The following is a 24,747-nucleotide window of genomic DNA, read 5'->3' on the forward strand; positions in this document are numbered from 1 at the left end:
TTTTTAAAATTGTTGTCCTATTATAAAGTGAGTATCCCATCCTGCTTTACCCACTTGTCCAGGAATGTTATCAAATCCGTGTCCAAAATCAATCCCTAATAACCCGAATGCTGGCATGAATATACGAATTCCAAATCCAGCAGATTTTTTTACATCGAAGGGATTAAAAGTGCTAAAGTTTTCATAGGCATTTCCTGCCTCTACAAATCCTAAAGCATAAATAGAAGCTGCAGGTTTTAAAGTAATTGGGTAACGTACTTCCATCGAAAATTTATCGTACACAGTAGCTCCAAAAGCTTGTTGTGAATTAGTGGTGTTAAACTGGGACAAAGAACCGTTGGGGTATCCTCTCAAACCAATTACCTCTCTACCGTCAAAACTATTGGTATTTAGTCCATCACCCCCTACAAAATATCTTTCAAATGGAACTTCTCCTTTTTTATCGCTGTAACTACCCAAATAACCAAATTGAGCGTTGGTATAAAGCACAAACTTGTCTACCAAGGCTGTGTACCATTGACCTTTTAGGTTAAGTTTATAGTATTCTAATAATTCAAACCTTTCGTTATTGGTGTTGTATTCTTTATCGCTTAAAAGAGAGTATGGAGGGGTAAATTTACCTTCTACTGTAAATGTAGAACCATATCTTGGGAATATTAAACTAGGCCCGGCAGAATTACGTTTTAAAGTTACGTTGTAAGATAAGTTGTGAGAAACCCCTCTATTATTCGTAAAACTAATGGCAGATCCAAAGTTAAAATCTTCTACTTTGTATCGTCTGTAACTAATTGCTTGTGATAAAGAAAAATAATCATCTGGCCATTTTAGTCTTTCACCAATTCCCACAGATGCTCCAAAAATGTTTAGCTGTTGGCTCTTATCAACACGGTTAAAGGATCTATTTCCAAGACCATTTCCTCCAAATCCAAATTGTTTTTGGTTGTAGATTGAGAAAGTAAAAGATCTAGGCTTTTTACCTCCCAACCACGGCTCAGTAAAAGAAATACTGCTAGAGGTGTTAAATCTACTAGCTTGTAGCCTAAGTGCCAATTGCTGTCCATCCCCTAAAGGCAAAGGCTTGTATTCTTCTTTTTTTAAGATATTTCTAACGGAAAAATTATTAAAGGATAAACCTAAAGTACCAATAAAAGATCCTCCTCCGTATCCTCCCTGTAGTTCTATTTGACTAGAACCTTTTTCTTCCAAACTATATTCAATATCTACCGTTTTATCAGCGTAATTAGGCTTTAAATCAGGAGTGATGTTTTCTGCGTTAAAGAATCCCATTTGTCCTAGTTCTCTAATGGAACGGATAATTTTATCCTTACTATACAGTTCCCCTGGTCTTGTTCGTAATTCTCTAAAAATTACGTGGTCATTTGTTCTATCGTTACCCACCACTGAGACGTGTCTAATCGTAGCTTTTTCATCTTCTCGAATTCTAATTTCTACAGTAATGGAATCGTTTTCAACTTTGGTCTCTACCAAATTAATTTGAGAGAAAAGAAAACCGTTGTTTTGGTACAGCGTGGATATGTCTTCTGAGTCTGGACCTCCATCTCCTTTAACACGCTCTTCCAACGCTTTGGAATCGTAAACATCTCCTTTTTGAATTTTTAGTATTCTCTGAAGCTCCTCTGTTTTATAACTCTCGTTTCCTAGGAAAAGAATGTCTTTGTAAAAGTATTTTTTACCTTCTTCTAAGTTGATATGGAGATTGATAGTATTGCTGTTTTCATTCCAACTGATACTATTAGACAAAATTCGGGCATCTCTAAAACCTTTATGTCTGTACTTTTCAATTAAGTTCTTTTTGTCTTCTTCAAAAGCCTCTTCTACGTATTTGGATCTTTTCCAGAACCTTCCCCAAAATTTACGTTTGGTATCTTTCAAAGCTTTGCGAACATCTTTATCAGATAGCTGTTGGTTACCGGTAATTACTATTTGTTTTATTTTAACCAAATCACCTTTGTCAATCCTAACAATAGCATCTTTTTGATTGGCATTTGTTGCGTTAACTTGTGTGGTAATTTTAACAGAAGCTTTTAAATAACCCTTGTCAATATAAAACTGTTCAATGTAATTTTTTGTAGAGGTAATTAAGTTTTCAGTTAACATTTTACCTTTACTCAAGCCGGTATCTTCTCTAAATTTTTTAGCTTTTGATTTGCTAACCCCTAAAAATGTAATTTTGTTAAGCTGAGGTAATTCTTTGATAGCAATTTCTAAATAAATAGCATTTCCATCAATTTTGGTAGCATAAACTTCTACATCACTAAACTTATCAGTCTTGTGTAATTTTTTGATCGCACTAGTAAGTTTATCTCCGGGGATTTTAATTTCTTGACCGTTTTTTAAACCAGAAAAAGAAATAACAGATTGTTCAGAAAATTGATTGGTACCAGTTACAGAAATTCCACCTAAAATATATTTTTTGGCAGTAGTTAAGTCTGGTTGAGTACTCTGACAAAATAGAAGGTTGGTGATAAATAAAGTAAGTAAAAAAAAGTATCTATTAAATTGTTTGCTCATGTTCTCCTTCTAATTGTTCGCTGGTCTTTCCAAACCTTCTTTCTCTAGTTTGATATTCGTATATCGCTTTGTGCAAATCCTCTCTTCTAAAATCGGGCCAAAGAGTATTGGTAAAGTATAATTCTGCATAAGCAATTTGCCAAAGCAAATAATTGCTGATTCTTTGTTCTCCGCTTGTGCGAATCATTAAATCTACATCTGGTAAATTATGGGTGTATAAGTTTTGTTGGATAGTGGCTTCGGTAATTTCTTCAACGTTAAGAGAGCCATTTGACACTTGCTCTGCAATTTTCTTAACACCGTTGGTAATTTCTTCTCTACTTCCGTAACTCAAAGAAAAGGTTAACGTTATTTTAGAGTTATTTTTAGTAGCATCAATTACATCCTTTAAAGTTTGGTAAGCATTTTTAGGTAAGTCGGTCAATCGACCAATAGCATTTACTTTAACTCCGTTTTTCTGAAATTCAGGAACTTCTTTTTTTAAAGATTTAGTTAACAAAGTCATTAACGCATCTACTTCTAACTTAGGTCTGTTCCAGTTTTCAGTAGAAAAAGCATATAAAGTTACTGCTTCCGTACCTACTTCAGAAGCTCCCATAACGGCTTCTCTTACCGATGTTAAGGCATTTCTATGACCAAAAATTCTAGCCATTCCTTGTTTTTTTGCCCATCTACCGTTACCATCCATAATAATAGCAATGTGTTTGGGTACTTTATTTTGTTTAATTTGCTCTAACAAATTCATTTAAAATCTAGTTTGATTTTTACTCCCTCTTGGCCAACCAAAGGTGTAATATAAAGAAAGGCCAAGATAGTAATAAGCATCTAAAGTAGTGTTGTTTCTGTTGACGTAATTTGGCAGTTCTCTATCGTGAGGATTGTCCAACTGATCTGTTAAAGCAATTCTTCCTTTAGCTTCAATCGACCCTACCAAGTTTTTAGAAATTGCTTTTTTGTAACCAATCCCTAACGGAAGAGCCAAAGCAAAATCGTTGTTCTCATTATTGTCGTAAAACAATCCTGCTATTTCAAAAATAACATAAGGAGCCCCTTTTCTAAATTTTCCAGGTCTCACCAAATTGTATTCTGTAAAGCTAAAATCTATACCTGCAGACACTTCTGTATAATCAGAAGTATTGGTGTTGATGTAATTGGCAGCGATGCGATAGGCTATTCTAGGGTTCATGTTTTTTTTAATTACAAAACCAAGGTTAGGTGCTACTAAAGAAAACGAACTGTTGTTTTCACCAACAATTTGTCCTAGGTTGTACGAAACTCCTGCTTCGTATACCTGAGAAAAACCGATGCTAGAAAACATAATTAAAAGAATATATACTAACTTTCTCATACTCATGAATAAAACTGGGCAAATATATTAAACAAACCTTAAAAGTACTCTTTTAATAACTAAGAATACACCTTAATTATTGTTTAGAGGCAAATTTGTTCCTAGTATCCTGTCCCCATAATAACTTATCTCTCAACGTATTTATAAAATCTTGATCTTTTAAAGTGATAATTTTTGCTGTAAAATCTGCTTTGGTCACAATCAACTCCGTTTTAACATCCATAGTAGTTACACTAGAGTCTAAAGAGGCCAAAAACTGATCCTCTCTTCTTAATACCTTTAGCCTAATAGAAGTATTGTTAGAGATTACAATAGGTCTCGCATTTAAATTGTGTGGAGCTACGGGAGTAATTAAAAAGTTATCGGTGTTAGGCATAATTACAGGTCCTTGACAGCTTAAAGAATATCCAGTGGAGCCTGTAGGAGTAGAGATAATTAAACCATCTGCCCAATAAGTAGTTAAGTATTGATTGTTCAAATAAGCATCTACACCAATCATAGAAGTGGTATCTTTTTTCGCAATGGTCAAATCATTTAAAGCATAACCCATGTCTTTAAAAGTAGTACTGTTTTCATTGCTTTGTACCTTTAGCATCACACGCTCATCAATGGTGTATTCACTATTTAAAAATGAGTTAATGGCTTCTGGAATCTCATTTTTCTGAATTGTAGCCAAAAAACCCAGTCTTCCCAAATTAATTCCCAGTATAGGAATATTTAAGTCTTTTATTTGATTAAAGGCTCTAAGTATAGTACCATCACCTCCTAAAGTAATAAGCGCATCAAAAGAAGTATCTAGCTCTGTACTTCCGTCATAAATCTCTAAAGTATCAATAAAAGTAAGCCCTGTTTTTTGTACTGATAAAGCATAATTTTTGTAAATAAAGATAGAAGCCTTCGCTTTATTTAACGTGTTTACTAAAGTTGAAAGATATTTCTCGTGAGAGTCTTTGTAAACTTGTCCAAAAATGGCCACTTTTTTCATCTGTTGTGTTTTAGAATTGCGAAGTTAAATGTTTAAATATTTAATAAAGTATTCTGATCGTTTTTTTAAATCCTCTAGATAAGAATCTTCGGTTAAGTTATTTAAGATGGTGTAGTCATATCGTCTAAAAGACTGCACCAATTCGTTGATGTTTACAGATTTTACTTTTAAAGTAATCTGAGTTTTTTCATCGGTTTGATGAAATAGAAAGCACCCTAAAACACTATTATCATTAGATTCTACAATTTGGCAAACCTCTGACATAGAGTAGGCCGTTGTGTTTTTTTCTAATAAAATGATGTTCCCCTCCGTGTTTAAAAAAGGAGTGTCTGCAAAACAGTCTAACATATCATTCAAATCTATGTACCCCACGTAATTATGCTGTAGATTAACAATAGGAAGAATATTGGTATTGTTAATGGCAAAATTGGAAAATAACTCTAACAGAGTATCATCCTCTTTGGCAAAAAAGAAACTGTGTATGTATTCTAATTCATCCAAAGTTTTTGAAGGATCGTCAACACAAGATAAATCTTCTTTGGCAACGTTTCCTACCAATTTTTGATGTTTAATTATAGGTAGATGTGTATAATTAATTTCATCAAAAACACTTAATGTTTGCAACACAGAATTGTTTGGTTTAACCGTAATATGATCTGTAGAAATGTAGTCTATAAGTTCCATAACCCTCAAATTAATTAAATTTCTTAATTGTTAGTTCTATTTTGAATATTTTTGCAATCATAAAAATACAGAATATGGCGATATTAAGCGTTAATGTAAACAAAATAGCAACATTAAGAAACTCAAGAGGAGGAGATGTGCCCAATTTGGTTCAAGTTGCCAAAGATATTGAGGAGTTTGGAGGACAAGGAATCACTATCCATCCTAGACCAGACGAACGTCATATTCGCTATCAAGATGCTTTTGATTTAAAGGGAAGCATTGCAACGGAATTAAATATAGAAGGAAATCCTATTCCAAAGTTTAAGAAACTAGTTTTAGAAACAAAGCCTGCGCAAGTAACGTTGGTGCCAGATGGGTTGGATAATATTACTTCTGATGCAGGTTGGGATACCATTAAAAACCAAGTATTTTTAAAAGAGGTAATTGCGGAATTTAAAGAGGCAGGTATTAGAACTTCTATTTTTATAGACACAGGAAGCCCTAGTTTAATAGAAGCTGCTGCCACTACTGGAGCGGATAGAGTTGAGTTATACACAGAAAAATACGCTGTAGAATATAAAAAAGGAAACACGGGAGTGATTAAGGAGTATGTGGCAGCAGCAGAATTGGCCAAACAACTAGGAATGGGGGTAAATGCGGGTCATGATTTAAGCTTGAAAAACATCAATTTTTTTGCTAGAAATATTCCTTTTTTAGATGAGGTGTCCATCGGTCATGCTTTAATTTCTGAAGCCCTATATTACGGTTTGCAAAACGTGGTAAGTATGTATTTATACAAATTACAAGATATTCATTAGTATGGAATTGTTACACAGTAAAATTGTAGGAACTGGTTTTCCGTTAGTTATTCTTCATGGATACTTTGGAATGGGAGATAACTGGAAATCTCATGCTAACGAGCTATCAGAAGATTTTGAAGTTCATATTATAGATCAACGTAATCATGGTCGTAGTTTTCATTCCGACGAATTTAACTACGAATTGATGGCGGAAGATTTGAAAAACTATTTTGAAGTCAAAGAAATTAGCAAAGCTATTGTTCTAGGACACTCCATGGGAGGAAAAACAGCCATGTTGTTTGCGGTAAAATATCCAGAGATGGTAGAAAAATTGGTGATTGCGGATATTGCTCCAAAGCACTACGAACCACATCATCATACCATTATTGATGCTTTAAATAGTGTAGACTTTTCTCAGTTAACGCTCAGAACTGAGGTAGATGATATTTTGAAGCAAACCATTGCTGAAGAAGGAGTAAGGCAGTTCTTGCTTAAGAATGTGTATAGAAAAACTAAAACCGAAATGGCTTTCCGATTTAACTTAGAGAGCCTAACCGAAAATAATCCCGAAGTAGGACAAGCACTTCCATCTTTTACAACTTATGGTGGAGAAACCTTGTTTTTAAGAGGGCAAAAATCAAACTACGTTACAGATAATGATATTAGTTTGATCAAAGCACATTTTGAGAAAGCAGAAGTAGAAACGATTTCAAACGCGGGACACTGGCTCCATGCAGAAAACCCCACTGAGTTTTACGAAAAATTAATTCGATTTATCAAATAGTTGTGTGCTAATTAAGAGATTTATTACATTCCGTGCCTTTATATGAAATCTTATCCTCATAAATAAATGGGTTGAGATGTTACCTTAAATCGAGTTCACGGTAACTGGAATTAAGTTTGATGAGTTCTTCTGTACGAATAACGAATCTCTCAAATTGATATCACTAGTAAATTAAAAGTGTTGAGCAACAATTATTTATACCTTTTGCGGCTTAACAAAAAAATCGTATTTTTGCACCCAATTTTTTAGAGATTTTAAATAAAATAGTCAAAATGAACATTACTAAAGAGAATATCGATGCATTAAATGCAGTAGTTAAAGTTGATATTACAGCAGAAGATTATCAAGATAAAGTGACTTCTGTATTAAAAGATTATCGTAAAAAAGCAAATATTCCAGGATTTAGACCAGGACAAGTACCAATGAAGTTGGTAAAAAAGCAATACGGAAAATCTGTAATGGTTGACGAGGTTAATAAATTATTACAAGAATCTTTAAACAATTACTTAACAGAAGAAAAGTTAGATATTTTAGGAAATCCATTACCTAAAACAAATGAAAACTTTAACTGGGATGCTGAAGACTTTTCTTTTGAGTTTGAAATAGGGTTGGCTCCTCAGTTTGATGTTGATTTAGCTTCTGAAAAAGTTACAAAATTTAATATTGTTGCTAAAAACGATTTAATTGATAAAGAAGTTGAAAACTTACAAACTCGATTAGGAAACAAAGTAGATCAAGATGAAGTTGCTGAAAACTCTTCTATTGAAGGAACTTTTAAAAATGAAGAAGAAGGAATAGAGGCAAAAGCAACTGTTACTTTAGAAGATATTAAAGGAAAATTAAATGCTAAAAAGTTTATAGGTTCTAAAGTTGGTGATGTTTTAGAATTAAAAACTAAAAACTTATTTAACGAGCAAGCTAAATTAGCTCAATCTTTAGGTTTAGAAGCAGATAAAGCAGAAGGTTTAGAGGTGCCTTTAACTTTTACTATTGAGGCAATTAACTACACAGAAGCTGCTGAAATCAATCAGGAGTTTTTTGACAAAATCTTTGGAGAAGGAGTGGTTTCTTCTGAAGAGGAGTTAAGATCTAAAATTAAAGAAGATGCAGAAGCTCAGTTTGCACAACAAGCAGATCAGCATTTATTAAACGCAGTTACCGAAAAATTGATTGAAAATACTTCATTTGATTTGCCAAAAGAATTTTTAATTAAGTGGTTAGGTACTGCAGGAGAACAACCTTTATCGGAGGAAGCTGCTACTGCTGAATACGAAAAATCTGAAAAAGGATTGCGTTACCAATTAATTGAAGGTAAGGTGATGGCAGAAAATGATGTTAAAGTTGATTTCCAAGAGTTGAAAGATTACGCTATCGGATTTATTAAGCAACAAATGGCTCAGTACGGACAAAACAACCCAGAAGATAAAGAGTTAGAAGAAATTGCTATGAAGGTTTTACAAAATCAAGAAGAGGCTAAAAGATTACAATCTCAGCTAATTAGCAACAAAATGTTAAACTTATATAAAGAGAAAATTTCTTTTGATGAAAAAGAAGTTTCTTACGAAGAATTTGTAAAAGAAGTTTATCAATAGACTTCGATTCTTATCAAATTAAAAAGCGTTCTCAAACAAATGAGAACGCTTTTTTTATGCCTACATAACAGCCATTTTAGTCGTAAGCAAAGTGGCTGTCCAGTTTGTTTTCAATCAGCTCTTTTACTCTATTTACATCGGCATCGTCTTTAACAAATACAGTCAGGTTTTCCTCAACCCGGTTTCTGCTTACAGATTCCTGAATTTCTATAAATTCAATTCCGCCAATGTCATTTAAAAGTTCTTTACATTCAACGTCGCACGAAGTATCGTTCATGTAAATTTTAATCGTTTGTCTTTTCGGGTTGTTTCTTATTTCTGTTCTAAATGGAAGCATATCGTTAGGTTTTAAATTCGTATTTGATTCTTTCTAATTTAAGAAAAATCAATTGTTTTGTCAAGCATTTTTAGCTCATCCAATGTTCTCTGTCTAAACTTCTGTACTGTATAGCTTCTGCGATGTGTCTAGATTCAATATTTTTGGAATTATCCAAATCCGCAATAGTTCTGCTTACCTTTAGAATACGGTCGTAAGCTCTAGCGGACAAGTTTAAAGACTCCATTGCTTTCTTTAAAATCGCCAGTGTTTCTTTGTGTAGTTTGCAGTACTTTTTTAGTTGCTTTACATCCATTTGTGCATTGTAATGGACGGTGTTGTTTTCTTCAAATCTCTTGGTTTGAATGTTTCTGGCTGATTGAACCCTTTCTTTAATATCTTTACTTTTTTCTGAAGGTGTTTCATTACTTAGTTTGTCAAACGGTACAGGATTTACTTCAATATGCAAATCTATTCTATCGAGCAAAGGACCCGAAATTTTATTGAGATACTTTTTTACTTCTGTGGCAGAAGATTGAATTTTGTTGTCCTCTGAAATAAAGTCACCACTAGGTGACGGATTCATACTCGCAATTAGCATAAAACTACTAGGGTAGGTAATGGTAAATTTAGCTCTGGAAATGGTCACTTCTCTGTCCTCTAAAGGCTGTCTCATGACCTCTAAAACACTCCTTTTAAATTCGGGTAACTCATCTAAAAACAATACTCCGTTGTGGGCTAAAGAAATTTCTCCAGGCTGAGGATACTGACCTCCTCCTACCAAGGCTACATCTGAAACCGTATGATGTGGAGACCTAAAAGGACGCTCTAAAATTAACGACTCTTTATTTTTAGTGTTTCCTGCCACAGAATGAATTTTAGTGGTTTCTATAGCTTCATTTAAGGACATGGAAGGTAGTATACTAGGAATTCTTTTTGCAAGCATGGTTTTTCCAGAACCAGGAGGTCCAATTAGCAAAATGTTGTGTCCGCCCGCAGCAGCAATTTCTAAAGCCCTTTTTACGGATTCTTGTCCTTTTACATCCATAAAATCGTAATTGTGACTTTGGTCGAGCTGATTTAAATACTTTTGAGTATCAAATAACAAAGGCTGTGCGTTGCTATCGTCATTTAAGAACGCAACCACTTCATCAATATTTTTCATGCCGTAAACATAAAAATCATCAATAAGCGCAGCTTCTTTAGCATTAGCCTCTGGTAAAAGAATCCCTTTGAATCCTTGTTTTTTGGCTTCAATTGCTATGGGTAAAACTCCTTTGATAGGCAATAGACTCCCGTCCAAAGAAAGTTCTCCCATCACTATATAATCTTCTAATTTTTCGGAGGCTATTTGTTCAGAAGCAGCAAGTATTCCAATGGTCAAAGAGATGTCGTAAGCAGTTCCTTCTTTTCTAATATCTGCAGGAGCCATATTGATGGTAATCTTTTTACCAGGAAAACGTAGATTGTTATTTTTTAAGGCAGCTAGAATTCTATAATTACTTTCTTTAATCGCGTTATCTGGAAGACCGACTAAATGATAACCTATTCCTTTATCAATATTAACTTCAATAGTAATAATAGTAGCATCCACACCATAGCAGGTGGCAGCGTATACTTTTTTTAACATAGCAAGTTTTTTTTTCTTGCTTAAGTTAATAAAATTATAGGTTTTATTTAAAGCCTAATTCTTGGGCTTTTTTAGACAACTCCACTAGATTTTTAACATCTAATTTTTTCATTAGGTTAAATCTGTGAGTTTCAATGGTACGTTTACTTTTTCCTAGCTTTTCAGAGATTTCAATATTGGTGTATCCGTGTAGGATAAATTCCAATATTTCAGATTCCTTTTTCGTCAGCTTAGAAATAATAGCGTTGGTAGAGCTTATTGGTGCCGATTTTGGAGTAGCGGTCCCATTAATTAAACTTTTAACAATAGCATCCGTGGTATCACCACTAAAATACTTTCCACCATTGTGTACGTTGCTAATAGCTTTTACAAATTCGTCTTTGTTAGTGTCTTTCAATAAATATCCACTTGCACCTGCAGAAATAGCTTTTAAAATGTACTCCTCAGAGTCGTGCATGGATAAAATAATCGATTTGGTAGCAGTCTGCAATTCTGTCAATTTAGCAACCGCTTCAATACCGTTCATAATAGGCATACGAACGTCAATAATTAAAATATCAGGTTTAAGTTCTAAAGTCAAATCAACACCTTCTTGTCCATTAGTACCTTCACCAATTACAGTAAAATTAGGTTCACTTTCTAATAAAGAACGCAATCCATTTCTTACAAGTAAATGGTCATCTACTAATAAAATGTTAATTTTGCTCATAGGACATTTAAAATATTTAAGGTCGATACTTAATACGGTATTACGTAAAATTACAACGAAATTACGTAAATACATAAGAAAATCTACGTAATTTTTTTCAGCGTACACTAATACTTTTTAAATCGAGAGGTATTTTGTTGGTTTTTAACGAACTTTGTTAGTAAAACAAACATAAAATAGTTAAAGATGAAATTCCAAAAGGCAATTACGTTAATGGATGAGGTAAATCAACAAGACCCTAATAAAGAAGAGTACGAAGGGGTTGTTTATGCCAAAGAATATATTTATGGAATTAGAATGTCTGAACGTTTGGATGCTTTTATGCCCAACGCTCCAGAATCTTTAAAACTGGCTGCTAGATGCCAACATATTGGGAGATGGGAAATTCCGAGAAATTCTTTTCCTATGGATAGAGTTGGGTATTTAAAATGGAGAAATGAACTGAAAAAATTACACGCAACCAAAGCAGAAGAAATATTATTGACTGTTGGTTACGATAAAGAAGTAATTGAAGAAGTAAAATTTATGTTGCTAAAAAAGCAACTTAAAAAAAATGAATTGACTCAAGCCTTAGAAGATGTAATTTGCTTGGTGTTTTTGGAATATTATTTTGATGCCTTTGCAGCAAAACACACAGAAGAAAAAATTGTTGACATCGTTCAAAAAACATGGGGAAAAATGTCTGAGTCTGGTCACAAAGCAGTGTTGGAGTTGCCGTTTTCCGATACTGGTTTAGAACTAATCAAAAAAGCATTAGCATAGTATTATGGGATTATTAGACACGTATTTATCAGACAGCGAAAGATCTATTTTACAAAAAAGAAGATCTAAAATATCTGGTGCCTTCTTTCTGTTGTTTACAGGAGTAGTGGTGATGAGTTATATTATTCAGAATCAGCTATCAGAAGAGAATACGGTATTAATGACTCAAGACGATATTAAGCAACTAAAGATTAATTTAGGGATTATTTCTGTGTTTGTATTGGGGTATTTGGGTTGGATTTTATTCAAGCTCATTAGACCTACCTACATTACTTATTTGGATTTAATTACAGACTTGTTAGCCATTAAAAACAATGTACACAATTCTGATAGACCCTTATCTTCTAGAGAAAATACGCTACTGCGGTTTAGAGAATTAAATTTTGCTGTAAATAATGCCGTTTTGTATGCCACCATTACGGATGAAAATAGAATTGCTTATATCAGTAAAAAATTTGAGAATTATTTGGGTCACAGAGAAGACTTGACCTTTAGAAAATTTGAAGAAGTTTTAACCTACAAACACAATCAACATCATAAAATAAGAAAAGTACTAAGTACAGCAACGGGAGAACTGGTTAACAAGGAATTGAGGTTGACCAATCACAGGGGAGAAATTTTTTGGATTGAGATGTCTATTATCAATATGGAGAATTTAAAAAACTCCAAGAGAAGACTAATTGTTTGTCACGATATTACCAAACGTAAAAATGCGGGAATGGAAATGCAGCGAGTTAACAGAGATAAGTTTGTGGCTGAGGTACAGTCTCAAAAAGATTTGTCTCAACAAATTATGACTGCACAGGAAGATGAGCGTATGCGTATTGCTAAGGATATACACGATGGAATTGGACAAATGCTAACTGCTTTGCGCTTTAATATTGATAGTATTGATTTTTCTAACAAAGAAAAAGCCGAAGAAAGTTTAGAGTCTCTAAAGGAGGTTTTTGGTCAGTTAATTCAAGATGTAAGGGCGGTAACATTTAGTCTGGCTCCACCAGAATTGACGGATCATGGAATTGCTCCAGCCATTAGAAAAATGAGTAACATGGTAGGTAGTTTTACAGGGGTTAATGTGCTTTATGAAAATCTATCAGAATTTGATATTAGATTAAATAATAATGTGGAGGTAAACATTTACCGAGTAGTTCAAGAAGCTGTAAACAACGCTTTAAAATATTCAGATTCCGATTATATTTTAATCACTTTAGACCATACAGACTCTTACCTAAAAATTAAAGTAGTAGATGAAGGTGCAGGCTTTGACCCCAAGGCTTCATCCGATACTTTTAAAGGAACTGGAAACGGCTTACGATTCATGAAAGAAAGAATAGATTACATTGGAGGAGAACTTAGAATATCTTCCAAAAAAAACAAAGGAACTACCGTTCATATCGTGGTACCCTTAGATTAGTTTTTTAAATAAAGTAGAAAGTTTATGACAAAGTATTTAAGTGCAACACCTGAGTCTGGACAAAATTTTTATCATAATTTTCATGATAAAGGAAAAGTAGTGATGCTGAATTTATTAAAGTTTAGAGAAAGGGCAGAATATTCAAACTTAGAACAAACCAAACCTGATGAGGTAAATAGCGGAGAAGAAGCATATAATTATTATCTACAAAAGACGCTTCCCGAACTAAAAAAGGCAGGGAGTAAAATAATTTATTACGGAAAAAGCAATAGTTTTTTAATTGGACCCGAATCTGAAAAATGGGATGCGATTCTGGTAGCCGAGCATAAATCCGTTAAAGATTTTATGGAACTGGCACAAAGTGAAAATTATCTGAAAAATGCAGGACATAGAACTGCTGGATTAGAGGATTCCCGATTGTTACCTTCCACAGAATTTAAAAGTGAAATCTAAAGTTTCTATAAAAGAGAGGGCTTTTTCTTATTGCTTTTTTATAGATACTTACCACAATACAGTTCGTTAAAAGCAAAAAACCTTATCAGTTTAGTTTGATAAGGTTTTTTGTACAAGTTCATTAATAGCTATTTACAAGCTTTTGTTCAACATTTTCCAAAGTTCATCTTTAAGTTCTGTAATACCGATGTTCGCAACCGAAGAAATAAACATGGTTTTGATGCCTTCTGGTAGCTCTTGCTCCATTTCTTGCTGTAATTCTTCATCTAACATGTCAGACTTAGTAATTGCTAATAATCTATCCTTATGAAGTAGCTCTGGGTTATGGAGTTTCAATTCGTTCAGTAAAATTTTATAATCGGTTCTAATATCATCAGAATCTGCAGGAATCATAAATAGCAAAGTTGAGTTACGTTCTATATGACGTAAAAAATAATGTCCCAAGCCTTTACCCTCGTTAGCACCTTCAATAATACCAGGGATGTCTGCCATCACAAAACTCTGAAAGTCTCTATAACCTACAATTCCAATATTAGGCTTTAATGTGGTAAAAGCATAATCTGCAATTTTAGGTTTGGCAGCCGTTACTACAGAAAGCAAGGTAGATTTACCAGCGTTAGGAAACCCTACCAAACCAACATCTGCTAAAATTTTTAGTTCTATTTGAAACCACCCATCGTTGATAGGCATTCCTGGTTGCGCGTATCTAGGAGTCTGATTGGTAGAACTCTTAAAGTGCCAGTTTCCTAAACCACCTTTACCTCCTTCGCATAACATAATTTCTTGCTCATGCTCGGTTACTTCAAACATAATTTCTTGCGTATCTGCATTTCGAACAATTGTTCCTAAAGGTACTTCTAAGTATTTATCTTCACCGTCTGCACCAGTACTTCTACTCGCACTACCATCACCACCATGTCCTGCTCTTGTGTGCTTCAAAAAGCGCAAATGGTGCAGGGTCCACAAATCCTTGTTTCCTTTTAAGATTACGTGGCCACCACGACCTCCATCACCACCATCAGGTCCTCCTTTTTCTATGTACTTTTCTCTATGTAAGTGCATAGAACCACTACCTCCTTTACCAGAAGAAGCGTATATTTTTATATAGTCAATAAAATTTCCGTCAGTCATTTTCGATGTGGATTTTAGCGATGATTATAGTTACTACTCAATAAAAAACCTTTAGTATCTAGCCAAAAAAAGCTAGATGCTAAAGGCTGTAAAGCAAAAAGCTTCTATAAAGTATCTACAACGTCAGAAATTAAAACGGTGATTCCATCAATAGAACCCACCCCGTTAATTCCGTAATATTTGTTTTGTTTTTCGTAATAATCTTTAACAATAGCTGTTTTGGTATTGTATTCATTAAAACGATTTCTAATCTTAGACTCGTCTTGATCATCTGCACGACCAGAAACTTTTCCTCTTTCTAACAAACGAGTGACTAAAACATCTTCTTCTACTTCTAAAGCAATCATAGCATTAATGGTAGCTCCTTTTTTTGATAAAAATGCATCTAAAGCCTCAGCTTGCGATTCAGTTCTAGGAAATCCATCAAAAATAAACCCTTTTGCTTGTGGGTTCTTTTCAACTTCTGCTTCTAACATATTAATCGTCACTTCATCGGGAACTAAGTTTCCGTTGTCAATGTAAGATTTTGCTAACAAACCTAATTCTGTCTCATTTTTTATGTTGTAACGAAATACGTCACCTGTAGAAATGTGCACCAAATTGTATTTGTCTTTTAATACGTCTGCTTGCGTTCCTTTTCCTGCTCCCGGAGGGCCAAATAAAACTATATTTTTCATTTAAGTATGTTTAATTCCTGTTTGTCAGGGAATAATATGATGAATTTACAAGACTACAAATGTACATATAAGCGATGGATTGATAAAATATCAAGTTGTTTACTTTGATAACAAGAGTTTGATGTAAAATCAAGAGGTTTTGAATGTTAATTAAAGATGATTGTTTAAAGAAAACAGCATTAGGGAATTGAATTAAGGAGCTAAAAAATAGGGTTTTACACAAAATGATTGCTGAATTTTACCACGATTACCCCAAGTCTTTAATTTTATCTAACCAAAAAATCAATAGGGTGTAGGTATGGCTACTTAATGAGTGCTGTCGAGTAAATGATTGGAATAATTAATAACAAAACTTATCATATGACCGTTTAAATTGTTATCTCTGTGATAAAACCTATAGCGGAGAATGTAATTGTTAAATCCTCTTTTTTTATTATTGAGATTGATGGGCTTGAACTTGAGACCTATCCCAATAGCATAGGTGTTATAATCACTCAAATCTGGGTCAGAAGTATAGTATTTGTCTGATGTTAAATGCTCTCCAAAACCTTTATAAGCATCTGCCTTGGTTTGCGTATAAAATCTAACGTTAGGTAATAAAATTAAATTTCGTTTTAACTTTATACTGGTTTCATTTTCTAAAGAAAAAGCAGTAATTCCAAAGCTATCAGTGTAATTGTTTAGGGTATTTTTTAAAATGTATTTCCCAAGTAAAAAATAATTTATTTTAACAGCCAACGCAAGTTTCAGTCTAGTTTCAGGGAGTTGTTCTACTGCCCCAGAGCCATCTGTAAAGAAAATTCGGTGAAAAGGAGTTTCTAACAACCCTTTTTGATAAGTGATGGCAGGGTAGATTCCTCCAATTGCCTTTTGATTGATGACCTGCTGGTAGCCTAGGTTTAAATTAAAAGATTGCCTTTTGTAGGTATCGTACCATTCCCTAAAGCGCAATTCACTTGGGTAAATAAGTCTTACAGGTTTTCTACCAACCTGACTATTTCCTCTTCCCCAACGCAAATCATCATTAAAAAATTGAAAACTTGCAGCATATTGATAATTAGGATTTATTTTTTTAAAACCAAGTTTGTAATTATCAGAATAATAGTCGCTTTCTAAAGAAAACCCACCACCTGCATACACGCTTAAATTATTCTTATATTTTTTTAGCAAGGTAATTCCTCCGTAGTATCTAGGGTCTAAAATAGAAGCAGAAGACTTAATGTCATCAATATTATCCGTAGAGGCAGAAGAAATAATATCCGTTCCAATTTGTACGGTTAAGGTATGACTGTAGACTGTTTGATTCAGCGTAGTTTGAAGTCCATAAACATCTAATTTCTCTGTTCCAATTCCACCCGTAATGGCAGAATTGTTACCGTTCTGATTGTATTGCCTATAAACGGTTTCTATATCCGTTTGATAAACATTTTTTTTCTCCTTTTGACCAAAACCAGAAAAATACCAGAAGCTTAGAATAGAAGCGTAAAGAACTTTTTTTCTCATGATAAATCGTTAATTACAACCACAACCTCCGCTGCTTTTGGCTGATGTTGCTGGCGTAGCTCCCTCTCTAACGGCAGACACATATTTTTGAAAACTCTGTCCACTATCATCTGCAATTTGCATTTCAGGATCGTTGACGTAAACACGCTCGTAGGGTTCTAAATTGGCACATCCATAAAGCGCACAAATAGCGAATGCAATGGGCAATTTATATTTCATACTGATGAAAATTGATGTGGTTAGAAAAATGAGTTTGGTCTTTATCATCGATAATGATACCATGTGTGTTGGGTAGCGAATTTATAAAATTCAATCCGTTTTTAACACCTTTAACGGTAACTGCTGTAGCCAAAGCATCAGAAAGCTCTGCACTAGGGGAAAAAATAGTAACACTTTTAATTTTAGTAAGAGGAATTCCAGTTTTTGGGTCTAGGTTATGAGAATACTTTTTATTGTTGTGGGTAAAGTATTGAAAATAGTTTCCTGAGGTGGCTACAGCCATGTCTGTAACGGGTATTTTAAACAGATTTTGTTTAGGATTTTCTGGGTTTGCAATAGTTACTTTCCAAGGCTGATTATCGGGTTTTAAACCAAAGGCATTTAAGTCTCCGCTTGCATTGATATAACCTGCTTTAACATGGTGATCTAGCCAAATCTTTTTAACCCTGTCCGAGGCATATCCTTTACCAATAGCAGCAAAGCTAATTTGCATATTTTTCTGTGAACATCGTATACTTTTATCGACCCTATTTAATTGTAGTTTTTGGAAACCCACACTTTTCAAAGTCTTTTTAATCTCTCTTTTATCAGGAGGAGTAAATTCACAATTTTTAAAGTTGTACAAACTTTTTAGGGGCTTGGTGGTAATATCAAAATCTCCGTGGGTGAGTTTAGAAATTTGATTGGCTCTAACAATCAAATCAAAACACTCGCTGCTAACAGTTTGTAATTGGTCTGAGTTATTAATTTTAGACACTTCAGAATTAGGTAAAAATTCAGACAGTTTTTCTTCTAGTCTCTCAATCTCATCAATTCCAATTTTTAAAAGATGATCGGCTTGAATTTTATTATTGGCAACAATGCCAAGCTCAAAAGCTGAACCCATTAATTTTTTAGAAATTTTAAAAATTTCCATCACAGAGTTTTTAATTGTTGGTTGATTTCTTGAATCAACAAACGTTTGCGATGCGCTTTTAGTTCAACATAATTTTGGGTAGTGCTGTTTACTAAAATGAGCGTAGGGAAAGCTCCTTTAAATTGATATTTTTTTGCTAGCTCTTTATTTCGTTTTTTCTGTTCTTTGCTTAGTTTGGTTTTTTGCGGAAAGTCTACCTTGGTAACTATAATATTTTTTTGATGTACAAAGGCTGTAAACTCATCGTTTTTCAAAACTTTTTTATCTAGTTTTAAACAGTTTACACACCAATCAGAACCTTCGAACACCACAAGTTTGTAGTTAGATTTTTGGGCATGTGAAAGACAGGTAAAAAGCGCAAAGAGAATAACTAATTTTTTCATGTTACAAATATTAAGATTATTCATTTAAAAAACTAATGATTTGCCTGAACCTTAGTGAATTAAAATTTAGACTAGTTGATATATACTATCCAAATTTCTTCCCAATCCATCATAATCTAGACCATAGCCCACAATAAAATGATTGGGAATTTCTATTCCAATATAATCTAAAGGAATTTTTTTGTTGTATACAGATGGTTTTAAAAATAAACTAGCCACTTTAAATTGTTTAATAGGCTGCTCTTTTAAAAGTTCAATGACCTTTTCTAAGGTATTTCCAGTGTCCACAATATCTTCAAGTACAATGACACATCTATCGGTTAAGTTTTCATTCAACCCAATCAGCTCATTCACAACTCCTGTAGCGTTGGTTTTTTCATAAGAAGCAAGCTTTATAAAGCTGATTTCACATGGTTTTTTATAGTGTTTGAGCAAATCTGCACAAAACATAAAAGAGCCGTTGAGTACTCCTAAAAACAAGGGTGTTTCGTTTGGGTAATCTTTCTCAATAGCGTTCGCAATTTTGCTAACGGCATTTTGTATTTCTTGCTTGGAGATATAAGATTTAAAAAATTGATCATGTAGTTGTATCCTTTCCATTGTTGATGTTGTTAAAGAACAAAGATGTGTAAAATCTTGGTAAAGTGATTCTGTGATGAACAAAAAACGCTCCATCCTAAGATGAAGCGTTTGATATATTTAGAATTTTGAAAAGCCTAAGCTTCTTTGTTTTCTTTCTTTTTTGCGAAATCGTACATAATTGGAGAGGCAATAAATAAAGATGAATAAGTACCCACCAATACCCCAACAATTAAGGCAAACATAAATCCTTTAATGCTATCTCCTCCAAATAAGAAAATGGCGATTAGTACCACCAAGGTAGTGATAGAAGTGTTGATTGTACGTCCTAAAGTAGAACTCAATCCTTTGTTCACAATATCCAATTTAGACCACTTAGAGTGTTCGGCAGTATACTCACGGATTCTATCAAAAATAACCACGGTATCATTTAAAGAATAACCTACTACGGTTAAGATAGCAGCAATAAAAGATTGCCCAATTTCCATATCAAATGGCATTAATTTATAAGTGATAGAGAACACTGCTAATACTACTAAAACATCATGGAAAACGGCTACTACAGCACCTAAAGAGAATTCCATTTTTTTGAATCTTAATAAAATGTATAAGAACACCCCGATCAAAGATCCTATAATTGCCCATCCAGCAGATTCTTTAATATCATCAGCAATGGTTGGTTCTACTTTGGCATAAGAGAAAACTCCAATAGTTTGTCCATCAAAACCTCCGCTAAAATCTGTTAGAGTAGTTCCTTCTGGTAAGTATTGTTTTACTCCGTTGTACAAAGCAGTTAAAACTTTAGTATCAACCTCAACACCTTCTTCTTCAATTAAGTATTTGGTTGTTACTTTTAATTGGTTATCGCTACCATAAGTTTTAACTTCTGGTGCCGATCCAAAAATTTCTTTTAACGAAGCTGCAGCATCAGAAGGATTAACAGCCTGCTCAAAGCGAACTGTATAGGTTCTACCTCCAACAAAGTCTACACCATAGTTTAATCCGTTTGTAAATAGAGAAATCAACCCAATTACAATTACGGCTCCAGAAATGATGTAAGCTAACTTACGCTTCTGTAAAAATTCTATGTTGATGTTCGTAAACCAATTTTTAGTAGTTGGTGTAGTAAATGCCAATGTCTTTCCTTTGGTAGTAGCTCCATCCAACAACATTCTTGTGATAAAGATGGCTGTAAATAAAGAAGTTAAAATACCTACAATTAAAGTAAAGGCAAAACCTTGAATAGGTCCTGTTCCAAATACATATAAAATACCACCCGTTAATAAGGTAGTAATGTTGGCATCAATAATAGCAGATAAAGCTCCTTTGATGCTAAACCCGTTATCAATGGCTAATCCAATTCCTTGCCCAGATTTTAGGTTTTCTTTAATTCTTTCGAAAATAATTACGTTCGCATCTACAGACATACCAATGGTTAAAATAATACCTGCAATACCTGGCAATGTTAACACAGCACCAAAAGAGGTTAATACTCCAAAGATGAATAAAATGTTAACCAATAAAGCTACATTGGCATACCATCCAGCTTTTCCGTAGTACAAAATCATCCATGCTAAAACCAATAAGATAGCAATGGCAAAAGAAATCATAGAAGCGTTAATGGCTTCTTGACCTAACGAAGGTCCTACCACCTCAGATTGGATAATATGAGCAGCAGCAGGTAATTTACCAGCTTTTAAAACATTGGCTAAATCGGTAGCTTCTTCAATGGTAAAGTTTCCAGAGATAGAAGTTCTTCCTCCTGTAATTGCATCGTTTACTCTAGGAGCAGTATATACGTAATCATCTAAAACTACAGCTACAAACTTACCTACGTTGTTACCTGTCATTTTAGCCCATAACTTAGTACCATTTCCGTTCATTGTCATGCTTACCTCAGGATTTGCTCCTAATTGGTCAAACTGTTGGCTTGCATCAGAAATGACATCTCCTTCAATAGGAGCTTCGTCTTTTCTATTAGATTTAATAGCGTATAATGGTAAAACATCATCAGTAGATTTGGCATCCCATAAAAACTTAGTGTATTTAAAATCACCAGTTAAAAGATTTCTAACTTCTTTTTTATTAAGGTAAGCGTTTACTTTGGCCGTATCTTTAACTTTGGCATACCCAATTACAGAAGATGGTTGTCCTGTAGGTTGTAAATACGTAAATAAACTAACCGTTTTAGAGTTGGCAGCTTTGATAGAATCATTTTCTACATCACCTAATAACTCATCAATATCATTATCACCTTTCGCATCAGCTTCAGGAGTTTCTTCAACCTCAACTGTTTCTGCTACTTGCTGATTAGCGGATACTAAGAATTGAACTAATTCTTGACCTGTATATACTTCCCAAAACTGTAATTCCGCTGTAGATTGTAGTAATTTTTTTACACGCTCAACATCTTTAGCTCCCGGTAATTCGATTAAAATTCTACCAGAAGTCCCAATTCTTTGAATGTTAGGTTGCGTTACCCCAAACTTATCAATACGAGAACGTAATACTTGAAACGCAGTAGAGATAGAAGCATCGATTTCACCAGCAATAATCTCTTTAACTTCTGAATTAGAAGTTTCAGAGGTTATTTTTTCTCTTAAATTTTTAGTTCCAAAAATGCTAGGGTCACTCAATTTAGTATCTCCAGCCAGCTCTTCAAAAGCTTCGTAAAATAACTCAAAATAGCTTTTAGAAGAGTTTTTCTGATCTTCGGTAGCAGCCTCTAAAGCTTGGTTAAAAATTGGGTTTTTAGATTCGTTGGTCAAACCAATTAAAATATCTTTTACAGATACCTGTAAAGTGGCGTTAATACCTCCTTTTAAATCTAACCCCAAGTTAATTTCTTTGTCTTTAATGTCGTTGTAAGTAAATTCTCCAAACCCTAATACACCTGGTACATTGGCAACAGAATCTAAATATGCTTTTTCTAGTCTAGCAATTTCTCTACCATTGTTTTCTTCTGCGTTAGCTTTAGCATAAGTTTTGGCCTCTTTTTCTACTTTATTTGCGAAAAAAGTAAAAGATAAAGAGTACAAACTAACCAATCCGAAAAGGATGGCAAATAATCTGATAAGTCCCTTGTTTTGCATTTTTTTATGTGTGTTTTCTCAACTAAATTTTATGTAAGTCCGCAAATATAATATTTCGACTGAATAAAGTCTAATTTTAGAACCGAATTGTTAAGATATTCAAAATGTTAACCTAATTTTCACACGTTTTCGTAAATCCACCTCCTTTTCAAATTCAAGAGTATTATGTGTTCGTAAATTTAAAACATCAAATAGTTTTGTATGGCAAAGTGTAAAATTATATTGTTAATTGTAGTTGTTTTTTTGTTTAAAACATCTTGGGCTCAAGAGCACGAAGAAGCTAAGCATAGAGTAGCATTAGTACTGGGTCATTCCTATGTTTCATTGGATAACAACGAAATACTATCAATTCCCACGTTTGGTTTAGATTATGAATATTGGCTAAACAATCATTGGGGCATTGGTGTCTTTAGCGATATCGAACTCATTACCAACGAGCTAACACCAACGGTTGATGATGTTAGGGTAGAAAGGGAGTATCCCATAGTACTCACCTTTGATGTAGTATGGAATCCGATAGAGCATATTGAGTTCGTGGTCGGACCTGGTTTTGTGTTTGAGGAACGCAAGACCGAAAATATTATAAGACTAGGAATAGAATACGATTTAACCTTAGGGCATCACTGGGATGTAGCTCCCAATGTATTCTACGATCAAAAGTTGAATGATGGATATGCAGTATCCATTGGAATTGGGATTGGAAAAAGTTTTTAGCGAGCAACTTCGTAGTAATAATAACTCTGAACTAGTTGTGTTTTTTATCCTATCTTGAACTGAATTTTGAAGCTAAAAGAATGATTTCAGTGTTAAAAAATGTTTCCTATATTTTATTGATGTTTTTTTGTTTGGTAACAAACGCTCAAAAAAATAAACAACCGAACGTAATTTTGTTTTTAGTTGATGATTTAGACTGGAAAGATGGTGGAGCCTTAGGAAGTGACTTGTATGAAACTCCAAACTTAGATCGATTAATATCCGAAGGAACCTTATTCAACAATGCTTATGCCTCTTGTACTGTTTGTTCTCCTACAAGAGCAAGTATCATGACTGGTAAATACCCTGCAAAATTGCGTGTAACAGATTGGATTGAGGGACACAAGAAACCTTACGCAAAAATGAAAATTCCAGATTGGAATCAGAAACTGGATTTAGAAGAAATCACACTTGCAGAAGCATTTAAAAATAGAGGTTATTCCACTATTCACTTGGGTAAATGGCATTTGGGAGAAGACGAGAAATACTGGCCAGAACACCAGGGTTTTGATATGAATGTTGGGGGACATAGTGCAGGATCTCCAAAGAAAAGAGGGGGGCAAGGGTATTTTAGTCCCTATAAAAATCCTAGAATGAAAGACGGTGTTAAGGGTGAGTATCTAACCGAAAGATTAACCCAAGAAGCAGCTGCTTATATAAAAAATCATTGTGAAAGTCCTTTCTTTATGAACTTTTGGCTGTATAACGTTCACTTACCGTTACAAGCTAAAAAAGATAAAATTAATTATTTTAATACTAGAGTTTCGAAAAATGCACGTCATAAAAACACTACTTATGCGGCTATGGTTGCCCACATGGATGATGCTTTGGGAGGTGTTATTAAATCTTTAGAGAAAGCAGGAATCTACGATAATACCATTATTGTTTTTCATAGTGATAATGGAGGAATTATTGGGAATAGTAAGAACAAACTAATTACTGATAACTTTCCGTTGCGTTCAGGTAAAGGAGATATGTACGAAGGAGGTGTAAGAGTACCGATGATATTCAAATGGACTTCTAAAATTAAAGCAGGAGTAATAAACGAAACCCCCGTAATTTCTACAGATATCTATCCTACCTTGTTAAGTATGGTAGATAACGATTACACACCAAATAGTGATATTGATGGAGCTAATTTACAGCCCCTATTGCTGCAAGACAAAGCTTTAGAGAGAGATGCGATATATTGGCATTATCCACATTATCACCCAGAAGGAGCAAAACCTTACAGTGCCATTAGAAAAGGAGATTGGAAGTTAATTCAAGTATATGAAGAAGCTCAGCCACAACTATACCATTTGAAAAATGATATTGGAGAAACTGAAAATTTGGCAAATCAATATCCAGATAAAACCAAGGAATTATTAAATGACTTAAATAACTGGAAACTCAAAGTTAAAGCACAACATCCAACTGAAAATTTGAATTACGATGCTGAGAAAGAAAATTTTTGGTTGAAGAAAAAGCACTAATGGAGTAATCCAAGAATAATTCGTACGA

General features: G+C 33.9%; 24 protein-coding genes. 8 read left to right on the top strand and 16 right to left on the bottom strand.

Annotated elements, in window-relative coordinates; translation table 11 throughout:
* Positions 1–3: 3 nt before the first annotated feature.
* The 5 genes from bamA to ACXGQW_RS06975 all read right to left on the bottom strand — a co-directional run bounded on the left by bamA (position 4) and on the right by ACXGQW_RS06975 (position 5,549).
* A complete protein-coding gene (bamA, locus tag ACXGQW_RS06955; RefSeq protein ID WP_457821383.1) occupies positions 4–2,532 on the bottom strand; it encodes an outer membrane protein assembly factor BamA in 2,529 nt (842 codons plus the stop codon).
* On the bottom strand, positions 2,516–3,277 hold the full coding sequence (locus ACXGQW_RS06960) for an isoprenyl transferase (protein WP_457821385.1): 762 nt from the start codon (positions 3,275–3,277) through the stop codon (positions 2,516–2,518). The genes bamA and ACXGQW_RS06960 overlap by 17 nt, the downstream gene beginning before the upstream one ends.
* Positions 3,278–3,880 carry a DUF6089 family protein gene (locus ACXGQW_RS06965; protein ID WP_457821387.1) on the bottom strand — a complete coding sequence of 201 codons (603 nt, stop codon included), beginning with the start codon at positions 3,878–3,880 and terminating at the stop codon, positions 3,278–3,280.
* 76 nt (positions 3,881–3,956) lie between these two features.
* Entirely contained in the window at positions 3,957–4,865 is a 909-nt protein-coding gene (locus ACXGQW_RS06970; RefSeq protein ID WP_457821389.1) for an NAD kinase, read from the bottom strand.
* 24 nt (positions 4,866–4,889) lie between these two features.
* Positions 4,890–5,549, bottom strand: coding sequence for a CBS domain-containing protein (locus tag ACXGQW_RS06975; RefSeq protein WP_457821391.1), 660 nt, complete (start codon positions 5,547–5,549; stop codon positions 4,890–4,892).
* A 74-nt stretch (positions 5,550–5,623) separates the two neighbouring features.
* Here ACXGQW_RS06975 and ACXGQW_RS06980 point away from each other — a divergent pair, with 74 nt between their 5' ends.
* The 3 genes from ACXGQW_RS06980 to tig all read left to right on the top strand — a co-directional run bounded on the left by ACXGQW_RS06980 (position 5,624) and on the right by tig (position 8,707).
* On the top strand, positions 5,624–6,349 hold the full coding sequence (locus ACXGQW_RS06980) for a pyridoxine 5'-phosphate synthase (RefSeq protein WP_457821393.1): 726 nt from the start codon (positions 5,624–5,626) through the stop codon (positions 6,347–6,349).
* Position 6,350: 1 nt separating this feature from the next.
* Positions 6,351–7,115 (top strand): alpha/beta fold hydrolase, encoded by a 765-nt coding sequence (locus ACXGQW_RS06985; RefSeq protein ID WP_457821395.1) that lies wholly within the window; start codon positions 6,351–6,353, stop codon positions 7,113–7,115.
* Between the two features lie 272 nt (positions 7,116–7,387).
* Complete coding sequence (gene tig / locus ACXGQW_RS06990; RefSeq protein WP_457821397.1) at positions 7,388–8,707, top strand: trigger factor; 1,320 nt, start codon at positions 7,388–7,390, stop codon at positions 8,705–8,707.
* A gap of 76 nt (positions 8,708–8,783) precedes the next feature.
* On the opposite strand, the gene ACXGQW_RS06995 is transcribed toward tig, so the two are convergent.
* The 3 genes from ACXGQW_RS06995 to ACXGQW_RS07005 all read right to left on the bottom strand — a co-directional run bounded on the left by ACXGQW_RS06995 (position 8,784) and on the right by ACXGQW_RS07005 (position 11,362).
* Entirely contained in the window at positions 8,784–9,044 is a 261-nt protein-coding gene (locus ACXGQW_RS06995) for a hypothetical protein (protein ID WP_457821399.1), read from the bottom strand.
* 70 nt (positions 9,045–9,114) lie between these two features.
* Positions 9,115–10,653 (bottom strand): YifB family Mg chelatase-like AAA ATPase, encoded by a 1,539-nt coding sequence (locus ACXGQW_RS07000; protein WP_457821400.1) that lies wholly within the window; start codon positions 10,651–10,653, stop codon positions 9,115–9,117.
* A gap of 43 nt (positions 10,654–10,696) precedes the next feature.
* Positions 10,697–11,362: a response regulator transcription factor gene (locus ACXGQW_RS07005; protein ID WP_457821402.1), complete on the bottom strand. Its 666-nt coding sequence runs from the start codon at positions 11,360–11,362 to the stop codon at positions 10,697–10,699.
* A gap of 186 nt (positions 11,363–11,548) precedes the next feature.
* On the opposite strand from ACXGQW_RS07005, the gene ACXGQW_RS07010 reads away from it, so the two are divergent.
* The 3 genes from ACXGQW_RS07010 to ACXGQW_RS07020 are packed head-to-tail and all read left to right on the top strand — an operon-like array spanning position 11,549 to position 13,991.
* On the top strand, positions 11,549–12,124 hold the full coding sequence (locus tag ACXGQW_RS07010) for a DUF4202 domain-containing protein (protein ID WP_457821404.1): 576 nt from the start codon (positions 11,549–11,551) through the stop codon (positions 12,122–12,124).
* Positions 12,125–12,128: 4 nt separating this feature from the next.
* A complete protein-coding gene (locus tag ACXGQW_RS07015; RefSeq protein ID WP_457821406.1) occupies positions 12,129–13,538 on the top strand; it encodes a PAS domain-containing sensor histidine kinase in 1,410 nt (469 codons plus the stop codon).
* 24 nt (positions 13,539–13,562) lie between these two features.
* Positions 13,563–13,991 carry a DUF1330 domain-containing protein gene (locus ACXGQW_RS07020; protein WP_457821408.1) on the top strand — a complete coding sequence of 143 codons (429 nt, stop codon included), beginning with the start codon at positions 13,563–13,565 and terminating at the stop codon, positions 13,989–13,991.
* A gap of 132 nt (positions 13,992–14,123) precedes the next feature.
* Here ACXGQW_RS07020 and obgE read toward each other — a convergent pair whose 3' ends face one another.
* The 8 genes from obgE to secDF all read right to left on the bottom strand — a co-directional run bounded on the left by obgE (position 14,124) and on the right by secDF (position 22,491).
* A complete protein-coding gene (gene obgE, locus ACXGQW_RS07025) occupies positions 14,124–15,122 on the bottom strand; it encodes a GTPase ObgE (protein WP_457821409.1) in 999 nt (332 codons plus the stop codon).
* Positions 15,123–15,226: 104 nt separating this feature from the next.
* Positions 15,227–15,799, bottom strand: coding sequence for an adenylate kinase (locus ACXGQW_RS07030; protein ID WP_457821411.1), 573 nt, complete (start codon positions 15,797–15,799; stop codon positions 15,227–15,229).
* A gap of 306 nt (positions 15,800–16,105) precedes the next feature.
* Complete coding sequence (locus ACXGQW_RS07035) at positions 16,106–17,302, bottom strand: DUF3570 domain-containing protein (RefSeq protein ID WP_457821413.1); 1,197 nt, start codon at positions 17,300–17,302, stop codon at positions 16,106–16,108.
* A 9-nt stretch (positions 17,303–17,311) separates the two neighbouring features.
* Positions 17,312–17,521: a DUF4266 domain-containing protein gene (locus ACXGQW_RS07040; protein WP_457821414.1), complete on the bottom strand. Its 210-nt coding sequence runs from the start codon at positions 17,519–17,521 to the stop codon at positions 17,312–17,314.
* Positions 17,511–18,437, bottom strand: coding sequence for an FAD:protein FMN transferase (locus ACXGQW_RS07045; RefSeq protein WP_457821416.1), 927 nt, complete (start codon positions 18,435–18,437; stop codon positions 17,511–17,513). Before ACXGQW_RS07045 ends, ACXGQW_RS07040 begins: the two co-directional genes overlap by 11 nt.
* Positions 18,437–18,820 carry a thioredoxin fold domain-containing protein gene (locus ACXGQW_RS07050; RefSeq protein ID WP_457821418.1) on the bottom strand — a complete coding sequence of 128 codons (384 nt, stop codon included), beginning with the start codon at positions 18,818–18,820 and terminating at the stop codon, positions 18,437–18,439. Before ACXGQW_RS07050 ends, ACXGQW_RS07045 begins: the two co-directional genes overlap by 1 nt.
* A gap of 66 nt (positions 18,821–18,886) precedes the next feature.
* On the bottom strand, positions 18,887–19,420 hold the full coding sequence (gene hpt / locus ACXGQW_RS07055) for a hypoxanthine phosphoribosyltransferase (protein WP_457821420.1): 534 nt from the start codon (positions 19,418–19,420) through the stop codon (positions 18,887–18,889).
* Positions 19,421–19,536: 116 nt separating this feature from the next.
* On the bottom strand, positions 19,537–22,491 hold the full coding sequence (gene secDF / locus ACXGQW_RS07060; RefSeq protein ID WP_457821421.1) for a protein translocase subunit SecDF: 2,955 nt from the start codon (positions 22,489–22,491) through the stop codon (positions 19,537–19,539).
* Between the two features lie 201 nt (positions 22,492–22,692).
* On the opposite strand from secDF, the gene ACXGQW_RS07065 reads away from it, so the two are divergent.
* Entirely contained in the window at positions 22,693–23,205 is a 513-nt protein-coding gene (locus ACXGQW_RS07065) for a hypothetical protein (RefSeq protein ID WP_457821423.1), read from the top strand.
* 80 nt (positions 23,206–23,285) lie between these two features.
* A complete protein-coding gene (locus ACXGQW_RS07070) occupies positions 23,286–24,719 on the top strand; it encodes a sulfatase (RefSeq protein WP_457821424.1) in 1,434 nt (477 codons plus the stop codon).
* Positions 24,720–24,747 lie beyond the last annotated feature (28 nt).

This window comes from Wenyingzhuangia sp. IMCC45533, assembly GCF_054111225.1.